A 24,915-nucleotide genomic window follows, 5' to 3' on the forward strand; every position below is an offset into this window, starting at 1 on the left:
CTTGTATGTGATATCAGAGTTTTTTATTTTAATTAATAATATTTTTCACTTGGTATAAAAAGCGTCGGCGCTCTGGTATCGGAAATACTGGATAAATATGGAATTGGTAATATCCAGGTATAAAGTCATGTTCGATACCTTTTGCACTCAACAATTGCGATAAGTTCAAAGCATCTGGGTACAGTACTTCTTTTGTGCCAACAGTTAATGTAATACGACCTAAACCATCTAAGTCACCATTAATTGGTGATACTTTGTAGTTATCTAAAGGTGTGTCCCCTGCCCATTGTTCAGCTAAGAACACACTGCCATCCACACCTACCATTGGGTCTTTCTTTAAGTAGTCAGGAATTTCAGGATGCTGCATCGTTGCATCTAAAACTGGTGAAATTAATACAATATGTCCTGGTTGCACAATATGTTTTTCTTTTAACAATTGAGCAAATGATAAAGCAATTTGACCGCCCGCAGAGTCACCCATTACAACGATTTGTTTAGAATCTGCTACTTGATTCAATAAATCATGGTATAACTTTTCAAAAAGCACATACGTCGCTTGATAATCTTGATGCGGAATCTTCGGATATACTGGCATGATGACTTTAGCATTGAGTGTTTCTGCAAGTTCATCAATAAATTCGAAATGAATTTTGAGTGGGTCTTGGAACCATGCGCCTCCATGTGCGTATAATACAACGCGTTGATGCTTATCTTGTTTATCATTAACGTTATAAACGGTTGAACCGTAGTGCTTATCCACTGTTACTGGCATCTTAAACTGATAATTGGTGCCCTCATATTCACCTGCTGTCTGTGGCGCCATTTTTTCTAATGCTTTCATCGCTTCTTCTTTATACATAAAACGACGCTTAGCTCTAGATAATCGTATACCTTGTTCTAACATATAACTTTTCACACTGCGTTTTTCTTTAATTCTAATATGTGCGTATGCTGCTACTAAAAATCCAAACGCAAGTGTAGACCATTTTTTACGCATTTGTCGTCACTCCTCTTTGATGATTTCTACTATAGTTCTACTGTACCATGCTGATTCTTATTACTACCAATATTTACTGGGAAATAAGTTATGATGTCTACATAATCTTAGCAATGCTAATCATTTGCGATATTCATGCTCATCGACATCGTTATTCACACTATCATTCATTTGCTTAAGATGATGTTCAAAACGTTGCATATCGATAAAACGCCCTTGACGATGCATTTCTTTTCCATTCATAAAAATTAAATCCACAGGTACAGTGAAAATATTTAATTCTCCAGCAATAGCTCCAACTTGACTTTGATTAATCACAGCTAATGGCACATTGGGATATGATTGCATCAAGTCTTCAATTTGTGGTAAAACGGCATGACACACGCTACACTGATCGCGCATGACATGTACAACTGCTAACGGATATTGATGAATAAATTCACGGAATGCTTCGACACTATTTAATTGCTTAACCATTTCGAACACCTTCTTACTTTTTATATTTTAAAATGAAGTCATTATTTTGTTGCTAAAATGTCTTGAAACACTTGTGGCACAGAGGTTATCTTCTTATCACTCAATCTGTAAAAACCGCCTGTCTGTGTACCAATACAATGCACGCAATGTGCGGACACAATTTCAAACTGAAACACCCATTTCATCTTGCTTGCTTTAACTAAGTAAATACGACCTACTGGTTTGTCATGTATTGTGACAGGTACTTTATACTCTGCTTCCGTTTTCATAAGTATAGGTGAAATGCCTTGATTGATCATTGTTGAGTAATTCATGTGCTGATTAATAAACGCTGTTCTCAAATCTTCGAACCATCTAATATAAACGATATTACTAACGACACCCATCGCATCAATGTCGTAACCATTCACTTCGATTTCTTTCTCTGCAACTAATAGACCTTCTGTTGTCATAATGACAAATCTCCTTATCTTACAAATAGATTTAAAATCATGTTAATTTATTTTTATTACTTTCATGATAAAAATACAAGCAATTGAACTTTATTACGGAAAATCAAACTTTTCAATGAGACTATTAATTTGGCTAGTCGCGAAGATGCATTTTTCTAAAATGTGACAAAAACATAAGCAATGTTTTCTATATCTAACACTAATATTTAACTTATTATCATCAACACACCTGCTATACATCATTGCGCACTAAAAAGGCAGTAGCTTCATTTTAAGCTACTGCCTTTTGTAACGTATTCTCTTTCAACTCGCTACTTCGCATACGCACTACGAATGACTAAAAGTTCATTCATTTGATATGCTGTTTCATTTTTAATCATTATTTGACTGTCATAATTAGCTTACCTGGATCAGCATCTTGTACATCTTCAATGACAAGTTCTTTATTTTCAAGATTTGTAATAATCATTGGTGTAACGATGCTTGGTGCGTGTGCTTTCAAGTATGCTAAATTCACTTTCATTAATGGTTGGCCTTGTGTTACTTTTTCATCAACGTTAATCAGACTTTCGAATCCTTCACCATTCAGTTTCACTGTATCGATACCAATATGAATAAGTACTTCGACGCCACTTTCAGATTCTAATCCTATCGCATGTTTCGTAGGGAAGATTGTTTTCACTGTACCATCAAACGGTGCTACAATTTCACCTTTTTCAGGGATAAAGCCAATACCATCACCCATCATTTTACCAGCGAATACTTGATCAGGTACTTCTGATAATGGAATGATTTGACCGACACCTGGTGCATAGATGTCTGTTGTTCCAAGTGCTTCTACGTGAACTGGTTCATCTGACATTTCTTCAGTCACTGTCGTTTCACTTGGTTTCGTAATTTCACCACTCATAATCTTGGCCATATCATGTTTAATTTGATCTGATTTTGGACCAAAGATAGCTTGCATATTGTTTCCAACTTCTAATACACCTGATGCGCCTAAAGCTTTAATACCTGCTACATCTACTTTTGATTTATCAACCACTTCTACGCGCAGACGTGTAATACATGCATCTAAATGTTTAATGTTTTCTTTTCCACCCATTGCATCTAAGACATCAAATGGTAATTTTGCGACACTAGAGTTACGAATTTCAGTTTCTTCATCTTCACGACCTGGTGTTTTCAATTTAAACTTACGAATTGCAAAGTCGAATAAGAAGTAATACACGATAGCATATACAATACCGACTGGAATAACTAATAATGCGTGTGAACGATCCCAGTTTAATAAACCATATAAAATATAATCTATGAAACCACCTGAGAATGTCATACCAATTTTAACGCCTAATAAATGCATTACTAAGAATGATGTACCAGCTAATAATACGTGAATTCCATAAAGTACTGGTGCTACAAATAAGAATGAAAATTCTAATGGCTCAGTGATACCAGTTAAAAATGCAGTTAATCCTGCTGATAACATTAAACCACCCACGACTTTTTTGCGTTCTGGTCGTGCATTTTTATAAATAGCAAATGCCGCCGCTGGTAAACCAAACATCATAAATGGATATTTACCAGTAGTAAATGCACCAGCAGTAAATGGTACGCCATCTTTCAATTGTGCCATCCAAATACGTTGGTCACCACGAACTAATTCACCTGCGTGATTTGTATAACTTCCGAATTCAAACCAGAACGGTGAATAGAAAATATGATGTAAACCAAATGGAATTAATGAGCGTTCAATAATACCGAATATAAACGTTGTTAATGTTAAATTTTTATTTAATAAGAAATTCGATAAACTATTTAATCCATCTTGAATTGGTGGCCACGCAAAGCTTAAAAGCACACCTGTTGCGATTGCTACGACCGATGTCACAATCGGTACAAATCGTTTACCTGCAAAGAATCCTAAAAATGGTGGTAGTGTAATATTATAAAATTTGTTGTAACACCATGCGGCTAAAGCACCCATGATAATACCACCAAACACACCCGTTTGTAACGTTGGAATACCTAATACTAAAGCATGTGCTGGTTCTTTCGCTGCTTGACTTAATTCTTTTGCCCCTTTGGCATATGAGAAAATGTCATCAATTGTAATGTGCAACACTTTCCCCATTGTTGCATTCATAATTAAGTAACCTACTAGCGCTGCTAATGCTGCAACACCGTCTCCTCCTGCTAATCCAAGTGCTGTACCAACTGCAAATAATAATGGCAAGTTATCAAATACAACTTGTCCTGCTGCTTCCATGACCGACGAAATCATTACAATGATATCGTTTTTTAACCATGGTGCAATTTCTACTAATTGTTCGTTGTGCATTGCGTTACCAAACGCTAATAAAATACCAGCTGCTGGTAAAATCGCAACAGGTAACATTAATGCTTTACCGATACGTTGCAATTGTCCAAACAATTTCTTAAACATATAAACATCCCCTATCTCAATTTCCGCTTCCATGTACAAAAAAAGCAGGCATGAACAAACAAGACTATTCTCATAGTACGGTTGTTTGCTCATGCCTGCATTACCAGTAACACGCAAGTGATATGTAATTCATAGCTATTATACATATTTGTAAAAGCGTTTTCAACAACTTTTTCACAATTTTATCATCAATTCAGTACGATCATTTGTGATAAATAAACAAAACGGCAATTCCCATTTTGTTGAAATAGAAATTACCGTTTTTATAGTTCAATTCAATTGTGATAACCTTTCAATCAGTTATAAGAAACGTTTTGCTGCAACTGAAATAGGTGGAATTTGATCTAAATCTAAATATTTATCTTCAGTAATAGATCTAAATGCCCATTTACCATAACCAAGCGCTTCTTCATTTACAATTTTACCTGGTAATGGCGCAGCATTAGGATCAACATATACATCTACAATCGTTGGTACATCTTGTGCTAATGCCTCTTCGACTATAGCATCTACTTCGCTAGCACTCTTAATTGTATAACCTTTACCACCTGCTGCCTCAGCAAATTTTGCATGATCCATATCAGAAAAATCAACTGCATATTCTAATTCACCAGCTGCTTGTTGTTCATATTTAATAAATGCTAACTGTTTGTTATTAAGTACAAATACAGTTAAAGGTAAATCATATTGTACTGCTGTAGCGAAGTCTTGCATTACCATTTGGAATGCACCGTCACCAGCAATGGCAATCGCTTGTCTATTTGGATATGCAATTTTTGATGCCATAGCTCCTGGAAGACCGCAACCCATTGTACCTAACCAACTTGAAATGATGAACTTGTTGTTCACACCAAGATTTAAATAACGTGTAGACCAAACTGTTGCAGTACCAACATCTGCTGAAATTACTGCATCATCTTTAATAAATTTGTTAATTGATGCCATTAAACGTTCTGGACGTAATGGTTTGCTATTATTATTTTTATCTTGTTCCATCCATTTATCCCAAACCGCTTTACGTTCTAACGTTTTGTTTAAAAATGGTCTTTCCGCAACATGTTTAATATTTTCAGTTAACTGATGCAATGCAATTTTACTGTCTCCAACAATTCCTACATTAATATTAAAACGATGTCCGATATTTTTAGGATTTGTGTCGATTTGGATTGCTTTAATATTTTTCTTAGGTAAGTAATCCACATATGGATAGTTTGTACCAACCATAATTAATAAATCCGCTTCCTGCATTGTTTGATAAGATGTTTTGGTACCAATTTTACCTAAGTTACCGATACTATATGGATGATCATCCGGCAAGATTGTTTTAGCTGGTAATGAATGAATGACAGGAATTTTAGCCATTTCAATAAATTCACGTAGCTCATCTTTCGCATGTTTTGCACCTACACCAATTAACATGACAGGCTTTTTACTTTTATTAATTAGTTTAACCGCTTTTTTGATGTCTTTATATTTTGGTGATACAACTGTTGGTCTTGATGTATCTACTGGTTTATTCGTTGTATCTTTAATTTTTTCAGTTAATAAGTCGTTAGGACAAATAACAACAGCGACACCTTTTTGTTCATATGCCGTACGAATTGCTTCGTTAACGATTTCAAACACATTGTCACCTTTTTCAATTTGGTGATTATAAACGGCTACATCTTCACATAATTTTTGTAAATTTGTTTCTTGAAATGCTTTCGTTCCAAGTGCTGTACTATTCGTTTGTCCAGATAATATTAATTGCGGTACATTATCCATTTTGGCATCGTACATACCATTTAATAAATGAATTAAACCAGGGCCACCGATACTTAATGCCACACCGATTTTACCAGTTAATTTTGTGTAACCAGCAGCCGCTAAGCTTGCTACTTCTTCATGACGTACATGATAAAATTTAAATTGATCTCTCACTGTACGTAAACTATCGACAACTGCGTCGATTGAGTCTCCTGGAATACCATACAAGTGATCTATATCCCATGCTTGTAATGCTTTAACTAATGCTTCATTTGCTTTTATTTTTGCCATTATTACTAATAGCCTCCCTTTCTTAGTGTCTATCATTTTAAATATCTAAATTAATAGAATAATAAAATTAGAACAGGTATTAACACTGAACTAATAACTGCAGTTAAAATCATCCCAATTGAACTAAATGCACCGGATTCAATATCCATTTCTAGTGCTTTAGCTGTGCCAAATGCATGTGACGCATTCCCATACGTTAAACCTTTGGCGATAGAAGATTCAAATCTTCCAAATCTTAATAACATCGAACCTAAAATACTACCGATTAAACCCGTTGTGATAATAAAAAGTACGGTCATCGTATCTGTACCACCTAGTTCATGTGACACTTCGATACCTACTGCGGCTGTTATAGATCGGGGCAATAACGTTACAATGACGTCTTTAGAATAGCCAAATGCTTTAAGTGTTAAGAACACTAACATGAAATTCAGCATGACGCCAGTTAATACACTTGCAAAAATGATAGAGACATTGTCTTTAATTTTCTCTCTATTTTTATAAAGTGGGTACGCTAAACATACGACCGTTGCGTTTAAAATATGGTTGATCCAACTGCCACCTTTCATATACCCGTTATAACTAATTCCAAAGATAAGTAAGACAAAAATAATTCCTAAAGATGCAATTAATGCTGGATTCAAAAATGGGTTCGGATATTTTTGTTGTAACCTTTTAGCGAAATAATATAAAACGACAGTCAACAAAATCATTAATAAGGCTTGCACGTAATCATTCATAAGCGTCTACACCTTTACGATGTTTATGTTTAACAGACATTTTTTCAGCAATATAACCTGAAGATAATGCAACGATACATGTTCCTATAATAATGACTGCGAAAAAGAGTATATAATTTAGCGTAATTTCGGAAGCAACATCCATAATACCTACAACTGACGGTATGAAGAAAAAGACCATCGTCTTTAATAAAAAGTTTGCACCGTCTTCTACCCAAGTTAGCGGTACAATCTTAAATTGTAATAGTAAATAAAATAAAAATAGACCAACAATACTGCCGGCTAAGGGAAGATGAAAAATCTTTTGAATTTCTGTGCCAATATAAGTAATCACAATGATGATTCCTAGTTGTAGTAGTAGTTTGATTATTAATTGGACTTTGTGCATGGCGCCATCCCTTTCTAAATATGTCTAAAATGTTACAATAACTATTATAAAGATGGCGTGCACAATATAAAAATACTCTTTTTTTATAGTTTGTATTACTATTTTCTATGGAAACGCTCTCTCAATTTCACTTCATTTTCACAAAAAAACACTCATCATTTCAATGACCCACGTAATGATGGGCCTTAAATAATGAGTGCTTTATTAATATGTTAGCCTAAACGATCTTTCAAAAATTCTATCCATTTCGTTGTGGCATGACTTAATTGTTTATCCTTCTTCCAAACAACACCTAATTCCCAATGTACATGCGCATCTTCAATGCGTAGCAGCTTCACATCTCCATTTAGTTGCTCTGAAATTGATGTTGGTAAAATACTAATACCTAATTCATTCGTAACTAAATCTTCTATAACATGCCATTGTGAAATTTGCGCTACAGTATTCGGAACAAAGCCAACGTTTTTAGCATTTTCAATAATTTTATCATTCAAGTAAAAGTCTTTATTAAATAAAATGAAGTCTTCACCTGCTAAATCTTCGAGTTTAACAGTTTCATATTTTGCGAGTCGATGCTCTCTGCTCACGATAAGTCGCAAATCTTCCTTATCTAGGGTAGTATAATCGAAAATATGATGATCGACTGGCAAAGTGGTCACGCCTATATCTACTTCATCATTGATAATTTGCTGCTCAATCGTTTTGCCGCCATTTTCTATTAAATTATATGTAACATTTGGATATTGCTGATGGAATGCACCAAGAATATTGATAAGAATCTTCATATTCATGACTGCCGACATGCCCATGTTTATATGCCCTGTTTCCAGTCCATTCAAGCGTTCCATTTCAGATGGTAAATAATCATACAGTGCAACAATTTCTTTACTTTTCTCATAAAAAATTTGACCTGCATCGGTAAGTATTAAATGTCTTTTACTTCTATCAAATAAGGGCGTGCCCATTTCATTTTCAATATCTTTAATTGCTTTACTAATTGTAGGTTGTGCAATATATAATGATTTGGAGGCATTAGTCATGCCTCCTTGCTTAACGACTTCAATAAAATATTTCATATGTTTGATATCCACTAACATCATCCTAACTATTTCAACACGTTTATTTCATTATACACAACTTCTTAAACATTCAATAAATTTAGATTTATAAAATTGCTTTATAAAAAGTTTTATGTAAAATACACATTCTTTTATGGTATTATATTAATGGCTCAAGTTTGTTATTCGAGGTGAGGTATTGAGCTTTTACGAATTTATGCAAAGTTTTCTTGGTGATGACACACCATTAGGTGAATTGGTTGATTGGATTAATCAAGATAGCAATTTCCCTAGAGAAGTGAAGAGCCATAGTGAAATATTGTCATATTTTCGAACAAATCCATGTCCTGAAAGCATCTCAGTACCTGTAATTAAACGGGCACTATCAGTTTTCAACCAATTCACAAATGTACAATGATACATGAATACATGGAGTCACATCATCTCATGTTAGCGCTCTGATTGCAGGGCGCTATTTTTAATGTTATCGCTACATTTAGTATATTGTGATTGCTATTTTCTTTCAGTTATAGAACCACGTACCTTTTCTTTTAAATCATTTTATATTTTCCCACTAATATCCGCTGTTAATCAATTCTGACATCCTTGTATCACTATGACAATTAATTGTTAAATACATGAATTTCTACATTTTATGAAAAAATCCATTTTTATTACAATTCAACACTTTATATGACAACTTCATTACAGTTACTTTTATTGTTGATTGCTTGCATTGTTTTCTAAAAAAATTTTGTTATCATAATTAACGTTGAATAAAGAAAAAAATTAACTTGGGAGATAAAAATGGAATATAAAAAGATACTAATTCGTTTATTAATTGCTTTTGCAGTACTTTTCTCAGCAGATTTCACTTATCAATCCGTCGAACAAACGCATCAATCGCATGCCGCAGTTAATTATTATAGTAAAAACCAATGTACATGGTGGGCATTTAAACGTCGCGCACAAGTCGGCAAACCTGTTTCTAATAGATGGGGCAATGCTAAAAATTGGTATTACAATGCACGTAAATCAAAATATGCGACTGGTCGTACACCAAGAAAATTTGCTGTCATGCAATCAACTGCAGGATATTATGGACATGTCGCAGTTGTTGAACAAGTATATAAAAACGGTAGTATTAAAGTTTCAGAATACAACTTTTATCGCCCATTAAAATACAATACACGTGTACTAAGCAAAAAGGCAGCACGTAACTTTAACTATATTTACTAATCAAAAAACTTCTATCACGAACGCTTCAATTTCCTGTATGCGTGTGATAGAAGTTTTTATTTTTTGTTCATATTAATTTATCTAAGCGCTACGATGGACTGACTTAAACTTTTCTTTAAAATCGCTATTCGCCATTTACTATTGTTGTCTAATTTCTTGTAAAATGCGTTCAGCTACTTGTGTATTCGCACGGGGTTCTTGCTTCAATGCTTCAGCTACTTGCGCAATTTCATCACCTTTTGCACCTACAACAATAGCTAAAGATTTATATTGCAAGCTCATATGGCCTTGCTGGATACCTTCGGAAACGAGCGCGCGACATGCTGCAAAGTTCTGTGCTAAACCAACGGCAGCAACTACATGACCTAATTCTTGTGCTGAATCTACATTTAGCAATTCTAAAGAAGCTTTAGCAATTGGTAATACTTTTGTACCACCGCCAACGATTGCCAATGTCATAGGCACTTCTATTGTACCAATTAAACGTTGACGTTTTTGATCGTATCTCCATGTTGCAATACCACGATACTGTCCGTCACGACTCGCGTATGCATGCGCACTTGCTTCTGCACCACGCGTATCATTTCCTGTTGCTAAAACAACGGCATGTATGCCATTCATAACACCTTTATTATGTGTTGCAGCACGATGAATATCAACTTGTGCCAATACAGAAGCACGTTCCATTCGTTTGGCAACCTCTTCTCCAGTTCTCTCGCCCCTTGCTAAATCTTTAACGTCAATTTCGCCTTGAACTTTAACAACGGACGCTGTTGCATGATTGGATAAAATACTCATTAAAATGTCGCTTTGTGGAGATTCATTTTTTAAAAATGCAGTTATGGCCTCTAAAATCGTATTAAGCATATTAGCGCCCATAGCATCTTTCGTATCAACAAATACTTTTAAAGATAGTAACTGTTGCTCAGGAAATGTATCAATAGCTATACGTTGGTAACCACCACCACGCGCTTTAATAGAAGGATATGCCTCATCCGCAATTTTATGAATTTGCTTTTCTAAAGCTTTAATGTCTGCTGATAATTTTTCAGTATCGTCAACGCCATCAAAGACGATTTGACCTATCATAATACGTTCAGAAGATACCGTTTTAAATCCGCCAGTCTGATTCACTAGCTTTGCACCATAACTAGCTGCAGCGACAACTGAAGGCTCTTCCACCATCATAGGTACAACATATGCCTTATCGTCCACAATGATATTCGGTAATAATCCAACGGGTAATGCACCTTGCGCGATGACATTTTCAATTAAACTATTTGCTACTTCCTCATCAATTAATGGATGATTCAATAAAATGTCGAATTGATCTTCTGATAACCATTGCTTATCTACCAATTGTTGTAACTTTTGTTGACGAGATAAATGTCGGAAATTCTTATCTAAACTTTGCATGGACATACTCCTTTTACTTCACATAATTTTTTAACATTTCAATCACTACTATTTTTACCATAAAATAACGTTATTCGTCTTAAAATTCAATTGAATAATTATTGTTTTAACTATAAAATAAAGCAAGGTAAATTAAAACGCTTACAAGAAACGTCAAATCATTTTTAAATTTAGTGTATTTCTTTGTATAAGATAAGCATATTCTGATATGATACAAGTGTTGCTTTTATAAATTTGAAAGGATGTAAAACCTTATGACAATAGGTATCGACAAAATAAACTTTTACGTTCCAAAGTACTATGTAGACATGGCTAAATTAGCAGAAGCACGCCAAGTAGACCCAAACAAATTTTTAATTGGAATTGGTCAAACTGAAATGGCTGTTAGTCCTGTAAACCAAGACATCGTTTCAATGGGCGCTAACGCTGCTAAGGACATTATAACAGACGAAGATAAAAAGAAAATTGGTATGGTAATTGTGGCAACTGAATCAGCAGTTGATGCTGCTAAAGCAGCCGCTGTTCAAATTCACAACTTATTAGGTATTCAACCTTTTGCACGTTGCTTTGAAATGAAAGAAGCTTGTTATGCTGCAACACCAGCAATTCAATTAGCTAAAGATTATTTAGCAACTAGACCGAATGAAAAAGTATTAGTTATTGCTACAGATACAGCACGTTATGGATTGAATTCAGGCGGCGAGCCAACACAAGGTGCTGGCGCAGTTGCGATGGTTATTGCACATAATCCAAGCATTTTGGCATTAAATGAAGATGCTGTTGCTTACACTGAAGACGTTTATGATTTCTGGCGTCCAACTGGACATAAATATCCATTAGTTGATGGTGCATTATCTAAAGATGCTTATATCCGCTCATTCCAACAAAGCTGGAATGAATACGCAAAACGTCAAGGTAAGTCGCTAGCTGACTTCGCATCTCTATGCTTCCATGTTCCATTTACAAAAATGGGTAAAAAGGCATTAGAGTCAATCATTGATAACGCTGATGAAACAACTCAAGAGCGTTTACGTTCAGGATATGAAGATGCTGTAGATTATAACCGTTATGTCGGTAATATTTATACTGGATCATTATATTTAAGCCTAATATCATTACTTGAAAATCGTGATTTACAAGCTGGTGAAACAATCGGTTTATTCAGTTATGGCTCAGGTTCAGTTGGTGAATTTTATAGTGCGACATTAGTTGAAGGCTACAAAGATCATTTAGATCAAGCTGCACATAAAGCATTATTAAATAACCGTACTGAAGTATCTGTTGATGCATATGAAACATTCTTCAAACGTTTTGATGACGTTGAATTTGACGAAGAACAAGATGCTGTTCATGAAGATCGTCATATTTTCTACTTATCAAATATTGAAAATAACGTTCGCGAATATCACAGACCAGAGTAATCTGTGTATTTGAAAGACATTTAAATATAACCTAAAAACAGCAGTAAGACAGCTTCTCATTGAAATCGTCTTACTGCTGTTCTCTATTTATAACACTTCGTATTGAATGAATTCATTATGCCTATTTGACACATTATTGAAATTTTTAATATACCCCTTATACGTTACGGCTTTGTACTGTGTTTAGGTATATAAAGCTTTGACATATCGATATTCTCCAACTCTAACAGCTTAATTTTATTATTAATCGTTCCACCGAATCCTGTTAAGCTACCCGTTTTACCGACAACACGATGACATGGCACGATAATTGATAATGGATTACTTCCGACTGCACCTCCAACCGCTTGGGCTGACATTTTTGGCTTATCAAGCACCTTACCTACTTTTTTGGCAATAGCACCATACGTTGTTAGAGTCCCATAAGGAACCTGTCTTAATTCATTCCAAACACACTGTTGAAAATGACTACCTGTTGGCTTTAAAGGTATTGTGATTTCAGGATTGTCACCTTTAAAATACGCGTCTAACCACTGTGTCGCCTCTCTAAATATCGCTAAAGACGTATTTTCTTCCCTAGTACCATCACCTTGTTGATTTTCAAACAAAACAGCGGTCAGACTTACCCCATCACTCAAAAGTTCCAATCGTCCTACAGGCGAATCATAGTAACTCTTATACTCCATAAAAATTCCCCCTTTTTCTAATCATACGCCTTAATTGTTAAATTAGAAAATATTCATGTTCACATTTTTTAAAAATAAATAAGTCGTCAATTACGTATATAAACACGTAATACCAGCTATCCCTTTGCTGCAATATACAGTTACATAACTTACTACACGTGCTAACCTATTACTTTGTAAACCAAATCTTAAATTAAAATATTGAAAATGCAATGGATCCTTAATATTTTATTAAACCTATAATTACTTATTAAAAATAACACACAATATTCATAAAGTTTTAAAAATATTCTGTTTTATCACCTATTATTAGTGGAAAAGTACAATTGCAATTGTATATAGTTTGCATAACGCTTCAAAAGTAATTTCTTTTTTGTTTAGTTCAAAAAAATTTAGAGGTGATGTTATATGAATAACGGTTTTTTCAATAGCGACTTTGATTCAATTTTTCGAAGAATGATGCAAGATATGCAAGGTTCAAATCAAGTCGGTAACAAAAAGTACTATATTAATGGTAAAGAAGTTTCACCTGAAGAACTAGCGCAACTCACACAACAAGGTAGCAATCAATCTGCTGAACAAAGTGCGCAAGCTTTTCAACAAGCAGCACAAAGACAACAAGGGCAACAAGGTGGCAACGGCAATTATTTAGAACAAATTGGTCGTAACCTTACGCAAGAAGCACGTGACGGTTTATTAGATCCAGTCATTGGTCGTGATAAAGAAATTCAAGAAACTGCTGAAGTCTTAAGTAGACGAACTAAAAACAATCCTATATTAGTTGGAGAAGCTGGTGTTGGTAAAACTGCGATTGTTGAAGGTTTAGCACAGGCAATCGTTGAAGGAAATGTACCAGCAGCAATCAAAGACAAAGAAATTATTTCTGTAGATATTTCATCATTAGAAGCTGGAACGCAATATCGTGGTGCTTTTGAAGAAAATATTCAAAAATTAATCGAAGGTGTTAAATCTTCACAAAATGCCGTACTATTCTTTGATGAAATCCATCAAATTATCGGTTCAGGTGCCACAGGAAGTGATTCAGGTAGCAAAGGGTTATCTGATATTTTGAAACCTGCATTAAGTCGTGGTGAGATTTCTATTATTGGTGCAACAACACAAGATGAATATCGAAACAATATTCTTAAAGATGCTGCATTAACGCGCAGATTTAATGAAGTGCTTGTTAATGAACCAAGCGCTAAAGATACTGTTGAAATTTTAAAAGGTATTCGCGAAAAATTCGAAGAACACCATCAAGTAAAATTACCAGATGACGTATTAAAAGCATGTGTTGACTTATCAATTCAATATATTCCACAACGATTATTACCAGATAAAGCAATCGATGTGTTAGATATTACAGCAGCACATTTATCTGCGCAAAGTCCAGCTGTCGATAAAGTTGAAACTGAAAAACGAATTTCTGAATTAGAAAATGATAAACGTAAAGCAGTAAGTGCTGAAGAATATAAAAAAGCTGACGACATTCAAAATGAAATCAAATCATTACAAGATAAATTAGAAAACAGTAATGGTGAACATACTGCTGTTGCTACAGTTCATGATATTTCAGATACTATTCAACGATTAACTGGCATTCCAGTTTCTCAAATGGATGATAACGATATTGAACGTTTAAAAAATATTTCTAATCGTTTAAGAAGTAAAATCATAGGTCAAGATCAAGCTGTAGAAATGGTTTCACGTGCAATTCGCCGTAATCGCGCTGGGTTTGATGACGGCAACCGTCCAATTGGTAGTTTCTTATTTGTCGGCCCTACTGGTGTTGGTAAAACAGAGCTTGCTAAACAATTAGCAATTGATCTATTTGGTAATAAAGATGCACTTATTCGACTTGATATGAGTGAATATAGTGACACAACAGCTGTTTCAAAAATGATTGGTACAACTGCTGGTTATGTCGGTTATGATGACAATTCAAATACGTTAACTGAAAAAGTACGCCGTAATCCATACTCAGTCATTCTATTTGATGAAATCGAAAAAGCAAATCCACAAATTTTAACATTGTTATTACAAGTAATGGATGATGGTAATTTGACTGATGGTCAAGGTAATGTCATCAACTTTAAAAATACAATTATTATTTGTACATCAAATGCTGGCTTTGGCAATGGCAATGACGCTGAAGAAAAAGATATTATGCACGAAATGAAAAAATTCTTCCGCCCTGAATTCCTTAACCGCTTCAACGGCATCGTTGAATTCTTACATTTAGATAAAGATGCATTGCAAGATATCGTCAACTTATTATTAGACGATGTACAAGTTACATTAGATAAAAAAGGTATTACGATGGACGTTTCTCAAGATGCGAAAGATTGGTTAATTGAAGAAGGCTATGATGAAGAATTAGGTGCACGTCCATTAAGACGTATTGTTGAACAGCAAGTACGTGACAAAATTACAGATTATTATCTAGATCATACAGACGTTAAACATGTGGATATAGATGTTGAGGATAACGAATTAGTCGTAAAAGGTAAATAACGACACTTTAACATATCGCGCATCAAAAATGAGCATCAGGTCGCCCTTGCCTGTGCTCATTTTTTTAATTATTTCCCTGGAAAATGATTCGCTGTGTGCTGTTCTGTTCCACAACAATCACGATTAATGTCACATGTACCACATTTTCCTTGTTTCGAACGCTTGAAAAATTTTACTAGTGTATATAAGGCATATCCGAAAATTGCTAAAAAAATTAAAATGTTAATAATGACTGACACTTTAACCACTCCTTAAACAAATAAATGTCCGACTTGATAAAAAATGAATGTTAAGACATATGCAGTGACTAGAGGATAGGCAACTGCAAGTGCCGTCCATTTCCATGAATAAGTCTCTTTACGGATTGCTGCCACTGTAGAAACACAAGGAATATACAATAGTATAAATATCATAAATGCATACGCAGATAGCGGTGTGAATTGATTTTGAATCACATTAACAAGGCCTGCATCACCTGATGAATAGATAATCGCCATCGAACTTACGATAACTTCTTTTGCTAAAAATCCTGGCACTAACGTAGCACCTGCTTGCCATGTTCCAAATCCGAGCGGTTGCACTAACATACCAAAGAAACTACCAACCATATGTAAAAAACTTTGATTGATATTCACATTGATACCATGTGGTCCTACATAACTTAATAGCCAAATGACTACTGAGCCGCCAAAAATAAATGTACCTGCTTTACGAACAAAGCCCTTAGCCTTTTCCCAAGTACTACGCCACAACGTTTTAATGGAAGGCACACGGTATGTTGGCAATTCCACAATAAAGATTGCATTATCATTTTTTAAAATCGTCTTAGTAAGTACTGTACTGACTAAAAATGCCATAATAATACCTAAAACATACAGGCTTAATACTACTAAAGATTGATTCTCTTTGAAAAAGATACCTACGAACAACGCATACACTGGCAGTCTAGCAGAGCATGACATGAATGGTGCAATTAATATCGTTGTTAAACGCTCTTTTTCATTTTCAATACTGCGCGCAGCCATAATACTCGGTACATTACAACCAAATCCGATAATCATTGGTATAAAAGACTTCCCGCTTAAACCGAACGATTCCATAATACGATCCATTAAAACCGCAATACGTGCCATATAACCTGAATCTTCTAATAAAGATATAAAGAAAAAGAGCACAACAATTTGTGGTACAAAGACTAATACTGATCCTACACCAGCAATAATGCCATCTGTAATTAAATCTTGTAAAAATGGTATAACCCCTAGATAATTCATAATCGTCTTCACACTATCTGTAAATGTACCACCTATAAATGCATCGAGTTGATCCGACAAAGGTGTGCCAATCCATGTAAATGTAGTTTGAAAGATCAACCACATAATTGCTAGAAAGATAGGCATCCCTATATATTTATGTGTTAATATCTTGTCTATTCTAGAGCTGAAATATTGCTTATCTTCATCTGGATACGTTACCACGTCTTGCAATAACGTCTCAATATAATGATTGCGTATACGCTCCATCTCTCGACGAACAGATACAGCCCCTACTTGTTCAGCAACTTGATCACGTAAACTCGACAATTTATTTACAACCTCTGAATTAAGTTCGTTTGCAATTTGCATGTTATTTAATAAGAATTGAATCGCAATAAACCTAGCTTGATACTTATCATGAGATGTCTCTGTCATTATTATTTGACACATATTTTTAATTGTCTCTTCAATCTTCTCACCATAATTGATTTTAAAATGCGGTTGATACCCTTCCCCTAGATGCTTTATTTCGCCAAGTAAATATTTTGTTCCTTTGCCTGTACGTGCCACAACTGGAAAAATAGGTGTTTTTAACTTTTTCATCAATTTATGATAATCGATTTTTATCCCGCGCTTTGTAGCTACATCAATCATATTTAATCCGATGTATATTGGTTGATTAAGTTCTAACAATTGTACTGTTAATTGCACATTTCTTTTTAGTTGACTCGCATCAACAATGTTAATGATTCCTGAAAATGAATCGTTTAATAAATAGTCTGTCACTACAGTTTCATCTTTAGAAATCGGCGATAAATCATATGTACCTGGTAAATCAATTAATTGTCCTACATTTTCTTTAAGTTTCCCTACTTTTTTCTCTACCGTTACGCCACTCCAGTTGCCTATATATTCATACGAACCAGTTAAAGCGTTAAACAAAGATGTTTTACCAACATTAGGATTTCCTAAAATACAATAATTTTCCATTCGTCCGGCTCCTATTCTTCTAATGCAATAGAACAAGCATCGCAATGTCTAATACTTAACTGTTGTCCGTTTACTTCAATAATACATGGCCCTTTAAATAAACATTTTTGTTTAATCGTTATGATAGCGTCATCTGTTAACCCAAAGGCACTTAGACGATACAACATATTCTCATTAGCAATATCCATTCGCTTTATTTTATAAGCCTTATTCATTTCACCATTTTTAATGTTTAACATACTATTTCGCTCTCCTATTAGAAATAATAATCATTATCACTTAAAAATCATAACCCTTAAAATTGTAGCTCGCAATACTTTATTTAAATAATTTTCATTTTTCATGTAAAATTTGCGACATTGCAAAAATGTTTTGTATAATCACTTCCATGCAAAAAACCTCCGCTTCAAATGTCATTGATAGACATTTAAAGCGGAGGCATGTACATGTTATTTTATGATTTATTTCGTAGATTTTTTTCTAACAATTGATTGAGCTTTTCAATATTTTTATTCAACTGTTCTATATTCGTTACTTGTTGTTTTGAATTTAGTTGATGCTTGTTTTGATAATCTATTAAAGCATCATATAAGAACAATGAACTTGCAGATTGCTGTTTCACTTCTTGGTACAATGCCATCGTTTTATCATCTAGTACTATTGAATGTGCATCATCTTGCCCATGTACATCTTGATGTTTCGATACATTTGTTGCACCTTGTGGATATACTTTAAAGGTTGTGTCGTATGTTTCCTTACTATCTTTGGCTTCAGATTCCTGTGATTCAACCGTTTTATATTTTTCAAGTGCATGTCCTTCAATATCAACTCGTGGAATAATGCGATTCAACCATGCTGGTAAATACCACGAACCTTTTCCAAACAATTTCGTTAATGCAGGAATTAACATCATTCTGACTACGAAGGCATCAAAGAGTACACCAAACGCTAATGCCATACCCATTGATTTAATCATGACATCTTCTTGGAATACAAACGCAAAGAAGACACTAAACATAATTAATGCAGCGGCTACAATAACAGGACCGCTTTCTTTCAATCCTACTTTGATAGAATAATCATTATCCCCTGTTTTACTATATTCTTCATGAATTCGCGACATAAGGAAGACTTCATAATCCATCGCTAATCCAAATAAGATACCTATAGTAATAACCGGTAAAAATGCTAGCATTGGTCCTGTCGTTTCAATACCAAACAGACCTTTCATAAAACCATCTTGCATTACTAATGTTGTAAATCCTAGCGTTGCCATTAATGACAAGACAAATCCTAAAACTGCTTTTAACGGTATTAGAATTGAACGGAAGACAATCATTAATAAGAAAAATGCCAATACAACAATTACTGTTGCAAATAAAGGTATCGCCTCATTTAACTTTTTAGACATATCAATATTAATGACACTTTGTCCCGAAATCTCCGTTTTGAACCCATATTTATCTTGTGCATCTTTATGATAATCTCGTAAATCATGCACTAAATCATTTGTGCTCTCTGCATTAGGCCCTTGCTTAGGTATCACGACCATCAAAGCATAATCATTATCTTTACTCATTTGTGGCGGCGTAACGATATCTACATTTTTCTTATCTTTAATATCTTTATATACAGACTGTAAATCTTGTTGTAATCCTTGTGGATCATCTTTTTTATCTTTAACATTTATCAACATCGGAATTTGGCCATTAAATCCTTCACCAAATTTATCCGAGATTATATCGTAAGCTTTTTTCTGTGTAGAATCTGCTGGTTTAACACCGTCATCTGGAATACCAAGTCGCATATGACTAACTGGTATTGCAGCTGCTACTAATATGATTAAACCTAGTAATACTGCCGCAAGTGCATTTCCTGTAATAAATTTAGACCACGGCGTATCAATATCTTTTTTAAAATTAGACTGCAATTTGTTCACTTTAATGCGTTTATGGAAAATACTAATTAACGCAGGTAATAAAGTCAGTGCACTGAATACAGCAAATATAACACTAATTGCCGAAGCAAACCCCATCACTGCTAAGAAATCTATGCCAACTAGCGATAAACCACATACGGCAATCACAACTGTCACACCAGCAAAAACAACTGCACTACCTGCTGTTCCTATTGCAAGACCAATGCCTTTAATGTAATCTGTTTCAGTTTTCATAACTTGTCGATACCTGAATAAAATAAACAAAGCATAATCGATACCAACTGCTAGTCCAATCATTACGGCTAATGTCAATGTGACATTTGGTATATCAAATGCATAAGTTAACAAACTGATAATACCTACACCAGAGGCTAGACCAATCAATGCACTTATAATTGGTAATCCTGCAGCAATGACTGAACCGAATGTGATTAACAGTACAACAAATGCAACAATAATACCAACTAGTTCAGAATTACCGCCTACTTCTGTAGATGTCATTCCTGTACCAGTTAACTCTGTTTGTACATTATGATTGTCACGTAAGTCTTTCAAATGACTTTTAACATTATCTCTAGAGCCATCTTTTAAAGATGTTTGACTAACGTCATATGTGATATCTGCAAATGCAGTTGTTTTATCTTTACTAATTTGCTTATTTTCATATGGATCTGATATTTTATCAATGTGCTTGTCATCTTTTTTTATATCCTCTAATGTTTTCTTAATGTCTTCTGTAATGTTCGGTTGCACAATACCATCATCTTTAGTCGTCTTAAAGACAACACGTATTTGTGCCTTTTCACTATCTTGATTAAAATGTTTTTCAATCTTTTTATTCGTATCTAACGACTCTAATCCTGTCATTTTAATATCATTGTCAAATTTCGGTGCATTTGTAGCAAGTGGTATCAATATTGCAGCTACAATCACTATCCATGCAATGACCGCGGACCATTTATGTTTTGCGATGAATGTCCCCATCTTATATAAAAATTTTGCCAAAGTATATTGCCTCCTTTTAAAATCAACGTTATAGTTTAAATATACAGTGTAGATTATTGTTCGATTATAGTATCTATCCCCGACCTCTTAAAGAATCAATTGGAAAATTTTGTATATTAAACTACACACAAAGGAGAAATGTAGATGAAAGAGACTGATTTACGAGTTATAAAGACAAAAAAAGCATTGTCGAGTAGCTTGCTACAATTGTTAGAACAGCAATTATTCCAAACGATTACTGTCAATCAAATTTGCGACAATGCACTCGTACACCGCACAACATTTTATAAACATTTTTATGATAAATATGATCTTCTAGAGTATTTGTTCAATCAATTGACTAAAGACTACTTTGCTAGAGATATCAGTGACCGTCTTAATCATCCATTCCAAACGATGAGTGATACGATTAATAATAAAGAGGATTTGAGAGAAATCGCAGAATTCCAAGAAGAAGACGCTGAATTTAATAAAGTATTAAAAAATGTCTGCATTAAAATTATGCATAACGATATCAAAAATAATAGAGACCGTATCGATATTGACAGCGACATCCCAGATAATCTCATATTTTATATTTATGACTCGTTGATTGAAGGTTTTATACATTGGATAAAAGATGAAAAAATTGACTGGCCTGGCGAAGATATTGATAACATTTTCCATAGATTAATCAATATTAAGATTAAATAGTAGATGAGAAACTCATGAGCGTTACCAACATTCATAATAAAAACGATAGTGTACACGTTAATGAATTCGTGTACTACTATCGTTTTTTATTTTTATCGTGCTTATCGTTATTAAAATAACTGATACACAACACATAAACTATGAAGAAAAAAATAAATCCGCTATCTAAATGACTTTGACTCAGTTGTTTATATGACCAAATTGCTAATACAATTCCCATTATTATTGAAATAACGTATCTCACATTCTTATACCTATAATCCTTTTCTAAAAATATGGTTGCTATTACTTAATTTTTAAAGTTATAAATAAAAAGAGCCAACCGCAATGGATGGCCCTTGTTCATTATGAAGCATTAGAACATTTCTGAAACAACCTTTTGTTCTAAGAAGTGTAATAAGTAGTCTGGGCTACCTGTTTTAGCGTCCGTACCTGACATTTTGAAACCACCAAATGGATGGTATCCAACAACTGCTGAAGTACAACCTCTGTTAAGGTATAAATTACCTACATCAAATTCGTTTACCGCTTTAATCCAATGCTCGCGATTATTTGTAATCACTGCACCAGTTAAACCGTAATCTGTATCATTTGCAACCTCAATGGCTTCATCAAAATCGTTAACTTTCACAAAGCCAACAACTGGACCAAAAATTTCTTCTTGCATGATTCTATCTTTAGATTTAAGTCCTGAAATGATTGTTGGTTCTACAAAGTAACCTTTTGAATCATCAGTGCCGCCACCTTGTTCTAATTTACCTTCTTCTTTACCAATCTCAATATAATTTTTAATCTTATCAAATTGTTTTTTATTAATAACTGGGCCCATATACGTATTGTCTACAGTATTGCCCAACGTTAATTCTTTTGTTAATTTGATTGATTTCTCTAATACTTCGTCATAAACGTCTTTATGCACAATTGCACGTGAACATGCAGAACATTTTTGACCAGAGAAACCAAACGCTGACGTTACAATAGCTTCTGCCGCCATATCTGTATCAATATTTTCATCAACTACAATGGCATCTTTACCACCCATTTCAGCGATAACACGTTTCAAGAAGTTTTGACCTTCTTGAACTACGGCACTACGTTCATAAATTCTAGTACCTGTCGCACGTGATCCTGTAAATGTAACGAAATGCGTATCTTTATGATCAACTAAGTAATCACCAATTTCTTTCGGATCACCAGGAACAAAGTTAACTACGCCTTTTGGTAATCCTGCTTCTTCTAAAATTTCCATTAATTTATAAGCGATATAAGGTGTATCCTCAGCAGGTTTCAATAACACTGTATTACCTGCAACAACTGGTGCTAAAGTCGTACCAGCCATAATCGCAAACGGGAAGTTCCACGGTGGAATTGTAACACCTGTACCAATTGATTTATAGAAATATTTATTGTGTTCACCTTCACGATCAAGTACTGGCTTACCTTGAGCCAAATCCATCATTGAACGTGCATAGTATTCAATAAAATCAATACCTTCAGCTGCATCACCAACTGCTTCATCCCATGGCTTACCTGCTTCATAAACCATAATTGCTGCAATTTCCGCTTTTCGACGACGAATAATTGCCGAAACACGTAACATAAGCTCTGCACGATCATTTGCTGACCATGTTTTCCAAGATTTATAAGCTTCGTTTGCTGCTTTAAATGCATCTTCAACATCTTGTTTTGTTGCCTTTGATGCATTTGCAATCACTTGTGATGTGTCTGCAGGATTGATTGATTTAATTTTGTCATCTTTGAAAATCTTCTCTCCATTAATCACTAATGGTATGTCTTGACCTAATTCTTTTTCCACGTCTTTCAATGCTTTCTTAAACATATCCACATTTTCTTGGACTGAAAAATCGTAACCAGGTTCATTTTTAAATTCTACTACCATGTACACTTACCCCCTATAAATTTTGAAAGTGGTTTAACCCTTTGATTTAATGATATAACATCATTTAAACTCATTTTACTATGATTAAGGTTAGTTTTGCAATCGCTTTCATTTTTATGCTTTATCACTTATTCTCAAGTATTTTGAAATTGATTGGTTACTTTTTAAAATTTATATGGGTCGCAACTGCTACTTTATCGTTTCGTCATTTAATGTTTCGGATGGTAGGTCATTATCAATTTTACGAACGACTTTACAAGGGTTTCCAACCGCTAAGCTGTGTGGCGGAATATCTTTAGTGACAACACTACCAGCACCAATCACACTGCCTTCTCCAATCGTCACCCCTGGTAACACGGCTACATGACCGCCAAACCAAGTATTACTGCCAATATGAATGGGTCCGGCTTTTTCATAACCTTCATTTCTATGATAAAAATTAAGTGGATGTGTTGCTGTGTAGAATCCACAATTAGGTCCTATAAAAACATTATCGCCAATTGTAATCTGTCCACCATCCATAAAATAACAATTGGTGTTTACATAGACATTTTTTCCTAGTTTAACGTTCCAACCATAATCTGTATCAAAAGGAATCGAAATACTTACATTGTCTGTTGTTGTTTGAAATAATTGATCGATTAATTCCTTTCTTTTATTTGTATCACTCGGCTTTGTATGATTTAATTCAAAGCAAATATCTTTCGCTCGTGCACGTTCATTGATTAAGTCTTGATCAAAGTTTGCATCGTACCATTTTTCTGCTAACATTTTTTCTTTTTCAGTCATTACACCTTTCAACTCCTAATAACTTATTTACTTGTTTAAAAGTTAATCAAATAAACATTCGCCTATGCAACTAATACGCTATAACATTATGAAATCATGACCTTATCACCCTTATCTATACAATTCTCGCATCAAATACTGCTAAAGTAGTAGATAAATTCAATACTACAGACGCATTCATTTTTTAATCTATTAACGTACAATGTGAGTAAGAGAAATATAAAGGAGTATGATAGCGATGAGAATATTAATTACAGGCACAGTTGCTATCTTAATCATTCTAGGTTTAGTTAAAACGATACAAGATTACGAAATGACAAACGATACAAGTCGTCAGTTGTCAGACAACAAAGATGATGATAAAGTCATCCATCTTAATAATTTCAAAAATTTACATGCGAAAGAATTTAACCCATCTGATTTCTTTTAAGTCACCTAAGAATTGCAAATCCAGAAGTCATTTAAGTTT

The 24,915-nt window shown here is 34.2% G+C and carries 23 protein-coding genes; 6 read left to right on the forward strand and 17 right to left on the reverse strand.

Annotated features, from left to right (window positions below; genetic code table 11):
- Window positions 1–28: 28 nt before the first annotated feature.
- From NSS86_RS11650 to NSS86_RS11685, 8 genes are all read right to left on the reverse strand, one after another.
- Window positions 29–997, reverse strand: a complete 969-nt coding sequence (locus NSS86_RS11650) for an alpha/beta hydrolase (protein WP_001228167.1) — start codon at window positions 995–997, stop codon at window positions 29–31.
- A gap of 120 nt (window positions 998–1,117) precedes the next feature.
- Window positions 1,118–1,474, reverse strand: coding sequence for a thioredoxin family protein (locus NSS86_RS11655; RefSeq protein WP_339302257.1), 357 nt, complete (start codon window positions 1,472–1,474; stop codon window positions 1,118–1,120).
- A gap of 41 nt (window positions 1,475–1,515) precedes the next feature.
- Window positions 1,516–1,926, reverse strand: coding sequence for a thioesterase family protein (locus NSS86_RS11660; protein WP_000206031.1), 411 nt, complete (start codon window positions 1,924–1,926; stop codon window positions 1,516–1,518).
- Between the two features lie 379 nt (window positions 1,927–2,305).
- Entirely contained in the window at window positions 2,306–4,372 is a 2,067-nt protein-coding gene (ptsG, locus tag NSS86_RS11665) for a glucose-specific PTS transporter subunit IIBC (protein ID WP_000473679.1), read from the reverse strand.
- 300 nt (window positions 4,373–4,672) lie between these two features.
- Window positions 4,673–6,412 carry a pyruvate oxidase gene (locus NSS86_RS11670; RefSeq protein WP_001062663.1) on the reverse strand — a complete coding sequence of 580 codons (1,740 nt, stop codon included), beginning with the start codon at window positions 6,410–6,412 and terminating at the stop codon, window positions 4,673–4,675.
- Between the two features lie 50 nt (window positions 6,413–6,462).
- Window positions 6,463–7,152 (reverse strand): LrgB family protein, encoded by a 690-nt coding sequence (locus NSS86_RS11675; protein WP_001001019.1) that lies wholly within the window; start codon window positions 7,150–7,152, stop codon window positions 6,463–6,465.
- Entirely contained in the window at window positions 7,145–7,540 is a 396-nt protein-coding gene (cidA, locus tag NSS86_RS11680) for a holin-like murein hydrolase modulator CidA (RefSeq protein ID WP_000549734.1), read from the reverse strand. The genes NSS86_RS11675 and cidA overlap by 8 nt, the downstream gene beginning before the upstream one ends.
- Window positions 7,541–7,752: 212 nt before the next feature.
- Window positions 7,753–8,631, reverse strand: a complete 879-nt coding sequence (locus NSS86_RS11685) for a LysR family transcriptional regulator (protein WP_000351761.1) — start codon at window positions 8,629–8,631, stop codon at window positions 7,753–7,755.
- A gap of 166 nt (window positions 8,632–8,797) precedes the next feature.
- On the opposite strand from NSS86_RS11685, the gene NSS86_RS11690 reads away from it, so the two are divergent.
- Both NSS86_RS11690 and NSS86_RS11695 read left to right on the forward strand, forming a co-directional pair.
- The gene (locus tag NSS86_RS11690) at window positions 8,798–9,016 is read left to right on the forward strand and encodes a sterile alpha motif-like domain-containing protein (protein WP_000011687.1); all 219 of its coding nucleotides are present in this window, start codon (window positions 8,798–8,800) and stop codon (window positions 9,014–9,016) included.
- A 389-nt stretch (window positions 9,017–9,405) separates the two neighbouring features.
- Window positions 9,406–9,837, forward strand: a complete 432-nt coding sequence (locus NSS86_RS11695) for a CHAP domain-containing protein (protein WP_000455861.1) — start codon at window positions 9,406–9,408, stop codon at window positions 9,835–9,837.
- 138 nt (window positions 9,838–9,975) lie between these two features.
- On the opposite strand, the gene NSS86_RS11700 is transcribed toward NSS86_RS11695, so the two are convergent.
- Complete coding sequence (locus NSS86_RS11700) at window positions 9,976–11,253, reverse strand: hydroxymethylglutaryl-CoA reductase, degradative (RefSeq protein WP_001190998.1); 1,278 nt, start codon at window positions 11,251–11,253, stop codon at window positions 9,976–9,978.
- 254 nt (window positions 11,254–11,507) lie between these two features.
- Between NSS86_RS11700 and NSS86_RS11705 the strand changes: the two genes are divergently transcribed.
- A complete protein-coding gene (locus NSS86_RS11705; RefSeq protein ID WP_000151982.1) occupies window positions 11,508–12,674 on the forward strand; it encodes a hydroxymethylglutaryl-CoA synthase in 1,167 nt (388 codons plus the stop codon).
- 164 nt (window positions 12,675–12,838) lie between these two features.
- On the opposite strand, the gene NSS86_RS11710 is transcribed toward NSS86_RS11705, so the two are convergent.
- Window positions 12,839–13,360, reverse strand: a complete 522-nt coding sequence (locus NSS86_RS11710; RefSeq protein WP_000455988.1) for a methylated-DNA--[protein]-cysteine S-methyltransferase — start codon at window positions 13,358–13,360, stop codon at window positions 12,839–12,841.
- A 408-nt stretch (window positions 13,361–13,768) separates the two neighbouring features.
- Here NSS86_RS11710 and clpL point away from each other — a divergent pair, with 408 nt between their 5' ends.
- Window positions 13,769–15,874 (forward strand): ATP-dependent Clp protease ATP-binding subunit ClpL, encoded by a 2,106-nt coding sequence (clpL, locus tag NSS86_RS11715; protein WP_001058993.1) that lies wholly within the window; start codon window positions 13,769–13,771, stop codon window positions 15,872–15,874.
- A gap of 68 nt (window positions 15,875–15,942) precedes the next feature.
- Here clpL and NSS86_RS11720 read toward each other — a convergent pair whose 3' ends face one another.
- The 4 genes from NSS86_RS11720 to farE form a co-directional block, all read right to left on the reverse strand.
- Window positions 15,943–16,113, reverse strand: a complete 171-nt coding sequence (locus NSS86_RS11720) for a FeoB-associated Cys-rich membrane protein (protein ID WP_000111118.1) — start codon at window positions 16,111–16,113, stop codon at window positions 15,943–15,945.
- A gap of 12 nt (window positions 16,114–16,125) precedes the next feature.
- The gene (gene feoB, locus NSS86_RS11725; RefSeq protein WP_000432915.1) at window positions 16,126–18,120 is read right to left on the reverse strand and encodes a ferrous iron transport protein B; all 1,995 of its coding nucleotides are present in this window, start codon (window positions 18,118–18,120) and stop codon (window positions 16,126–16,128) included.
- Window positions 18,121–18,131: 11 nt separating this feature from the next.
- On the reverse strand, window positions 18,132–18,359 hold the full coding sequence (locus tag NSS86_RS11730; RefSeq protein WP_000932073.1) for a ferrous iron transport protein A: 228 nt from the start codon (window positions 18,357–18,359) through the stop codon (window positions 18,132–18,134).
- Between the two features lie 215 nt (window positions 18,360–18,574).
- Complete coding sequence (gene farE, locus NSS86_RS11735) at window positions 18,575–21,064, reverse strand: fatty acid efflux MMPL transporter FarE (RefSeq protein ID WP_001051420.1); 2,490 nt, start codon at window positions 21,062–21,064, stop codon at window positions 18,575–18,577.
- 144 nt (window positions 21,065–21,208) lie between these two features.
- Here farE and farR point away from each other — a divergent pair, with 144 nt between their 5' ends.
- A complete protein-coding gene (gene farR / locus NSS86_RS11740; protein ID WP_000665238.1) occupies window positions 21,209–21,757 on the forward strand; it encodes a fatty acid efflux pump transcriptional regulator FarR in 549 nt (182 codons plus the stop codon).
- A gap of 76 nt (window positions 21,758–21,833) precedes the next feature.
- On the opposite strand, the gene NSS86_RS11745 is transcribed toward farR, so the two are convergent.
- The 3 genes from NSS86_RS11745 to NSS86_RS11755 all read right to left on the reverse strand — a co-directional run bounded on the left by NSS86_RS11745 (window position 21,834) and on the right by NSS86_RS11755 (window position 24,446).
- Complete coding sequence (locus NSS86_RS11745) at window positions 21,834–22,001, reverse strand: hypothetical protein (RefSeq protein ID WP_001791990.1); 168 nt, start codon at window positions 21,999–22,001, stop codon at window positions 21,834–21,836.
- 111 nt (window positions 22,002–22,112) lie between these two features.
- The gene (gene pruA, locus NSS86_RS11750; RefSeq protein WP_000259692.1) at window positions 22,113–23,657 is read right to left on the reverse strand and encodes an L-glutamate gamma-semialdehyde dehydrogenase; all 1,545 of its coding nucleotides are present in this window, start codon (window positions 23,655–23,657) and stop codon (window positions 22,113–22,115) included.
- 189 nt (window positions 23,658–23,846) lie between these two features.
- A complete protein-coding gene (locus NSS86_RS11755) occupies window positions 23,847–24,446 on the reverse strand; it encodes a sugar O-acetyltransferase (protein WP_000136487.1) in 600 nt (199 codons plus the stop codon).
- A gap of 238 nt (window positions 24,447–24,684) precedes the next feature.
- Between NSS86_RS11755 and cwrA the strand changes: the two genes are divergently transcribed.
- Window positions 24,685–24,876, forward strand: a complete 192-nt coding sequence (cwrA, locus tag NSS86_RS11760; RefSeq protein WP_001221404.1) for a cell wall inhibition responsive protein CwrA — start codon at window positions 24,685–24,687, stop codon at window positions 24,874–24,876.
- Window positions 24,877–24,915 lie beyond the last annotated feature (39 nt).

It is taken from the genome of Staphylococcus sp. FSL W8-0056, assembly GCF_037963075.1.
Classification (GTDB): Bacteria; Bacillota; Bacilli; order Staphylococcales; family Staphylococcaceae; genus Staphylococcus; species Staphylococcus aureus.

Bases quoted from the DNA above. Each gene is read 5' to 3' on its own strand.
- clpL (WP_001058993.1), top strand. From the start codon at position 13,769: ATGAATAACGGTTTTTTCAATAGCGACTTTGATTCAATTTTTCGAAGA.
- ptsG (WP_000473679.1), bottom strand. From the start codon at position 4,372: ATGTTTAAGAAATTGTTTGGACAATTGCAACGTATCGGTAAAGCATTA.
- NSS86_RS11660 (WP_000206031.1), bottom strand. From the start codon at position 1,926: ATGACAACAGAAGGTCTATTAGTTGCAGAGAAAGAAATCGAAGTGAAT.
- NSS86_RS11700 (WP_001190998.1), bottom strand. From the start codon at position 11,253: ATGCAAAGTTTAGATAAGAATTTCCGACATTTATCTCGTCAACAAAAG.
- cwrA (WP_001221404.1), top strand. From the start codon at position 24,685: ATGAGAATATTAATTACAGGCACAGTTGCTATCTTAATCATTCTAGGT.
- NSS86_RS11650 (WP_001228167.1), bottom strand. From the start codon at position 997: ATGCGTAAAAAATGGTCTACACTTGCGTTTGGATTTTTAGTAGCAGCA.
- NSS86_RS11710 (WP_000455988.1), bottom strand. From the start codon at position 13,360: ATGGAGTATAAGAGTTACTATGATTCGCCTGTAGGACGATTGGAACTT.
- farR (WP_000665238.1), top strand. From the start codon at position 21,209: ATGAAAGAGACTGATTTACGAGTTATAAAGACAAAAAAAGCATTGTCG.
- NSS86_RS11695 (WP_000455861.1), top strand. From the start codon at position 9,406: ATGGAATATAAAAAGATACTAATTCGTTTATTAATTGCTTTTGCAGTA.
- NSS86_RS11675 (WP_001001019.1), bottom strand. From the start codon at position 7,152: ATGAATGATTACGTGCAAGCCTTATTAATGATTTTGTTGACTGTCGTT.
- cidA (WP_000549734.1), bottom strand. From the start codon at position 7,540: ATGCACAAAGTCCAATTAATAATCAAACTACTACTACAACTAGGAATC.
- NSS86_RS11755 (WP_000136487.1), bottom strand. From the start codon at position 24,446: ATGACTGAAAAAGAAAAAATGTTAGCAGAAAAATGGTACGATGCAAAC.
- pruA (WP_000259692.1), bottom strand. From the start codon at position 23,657: ATGGTAGTAGAATTTAAAAATGAACCTGGTTACGATTTTTCAGTCCAA.
- NSS86_RS11655 (WP_339302257.1), bottom strand. From the start codon at position 1,474: ATGGTTAAGCAATTAAATAGTGTCGAAGCATTCCGTGAATTTATTCAT.
- NSS86_RS11730 (WP_000932073.1), bottom strand. From the start codon at position 18,359: ATGTTAAACATTAAAAATGGTGAAATGAATAAGGCTTATAAAATAAAG.
- NSS86_RS11705 (WP_000151982.1), top strand. From the start codon at position 11,508: ATGACAATAGGTATCGACAAAATAAACTTTTACGTTCCAAAGTACTAT.
- feoB (WP_000432915.1), bottom strand. From the start codon at position 18,120: ATGGAAAATTATTGTATTTTAGGAAATCCTAATGTTGGTAAAACATCT.
- NSS86_RS11670 (WP_001062663.1), bottom strand. From the start codon at position 6,412: ATGGCAAAAATAAAAGCAAATGAAGCATTAGTTAAAGCATTACAAGCA.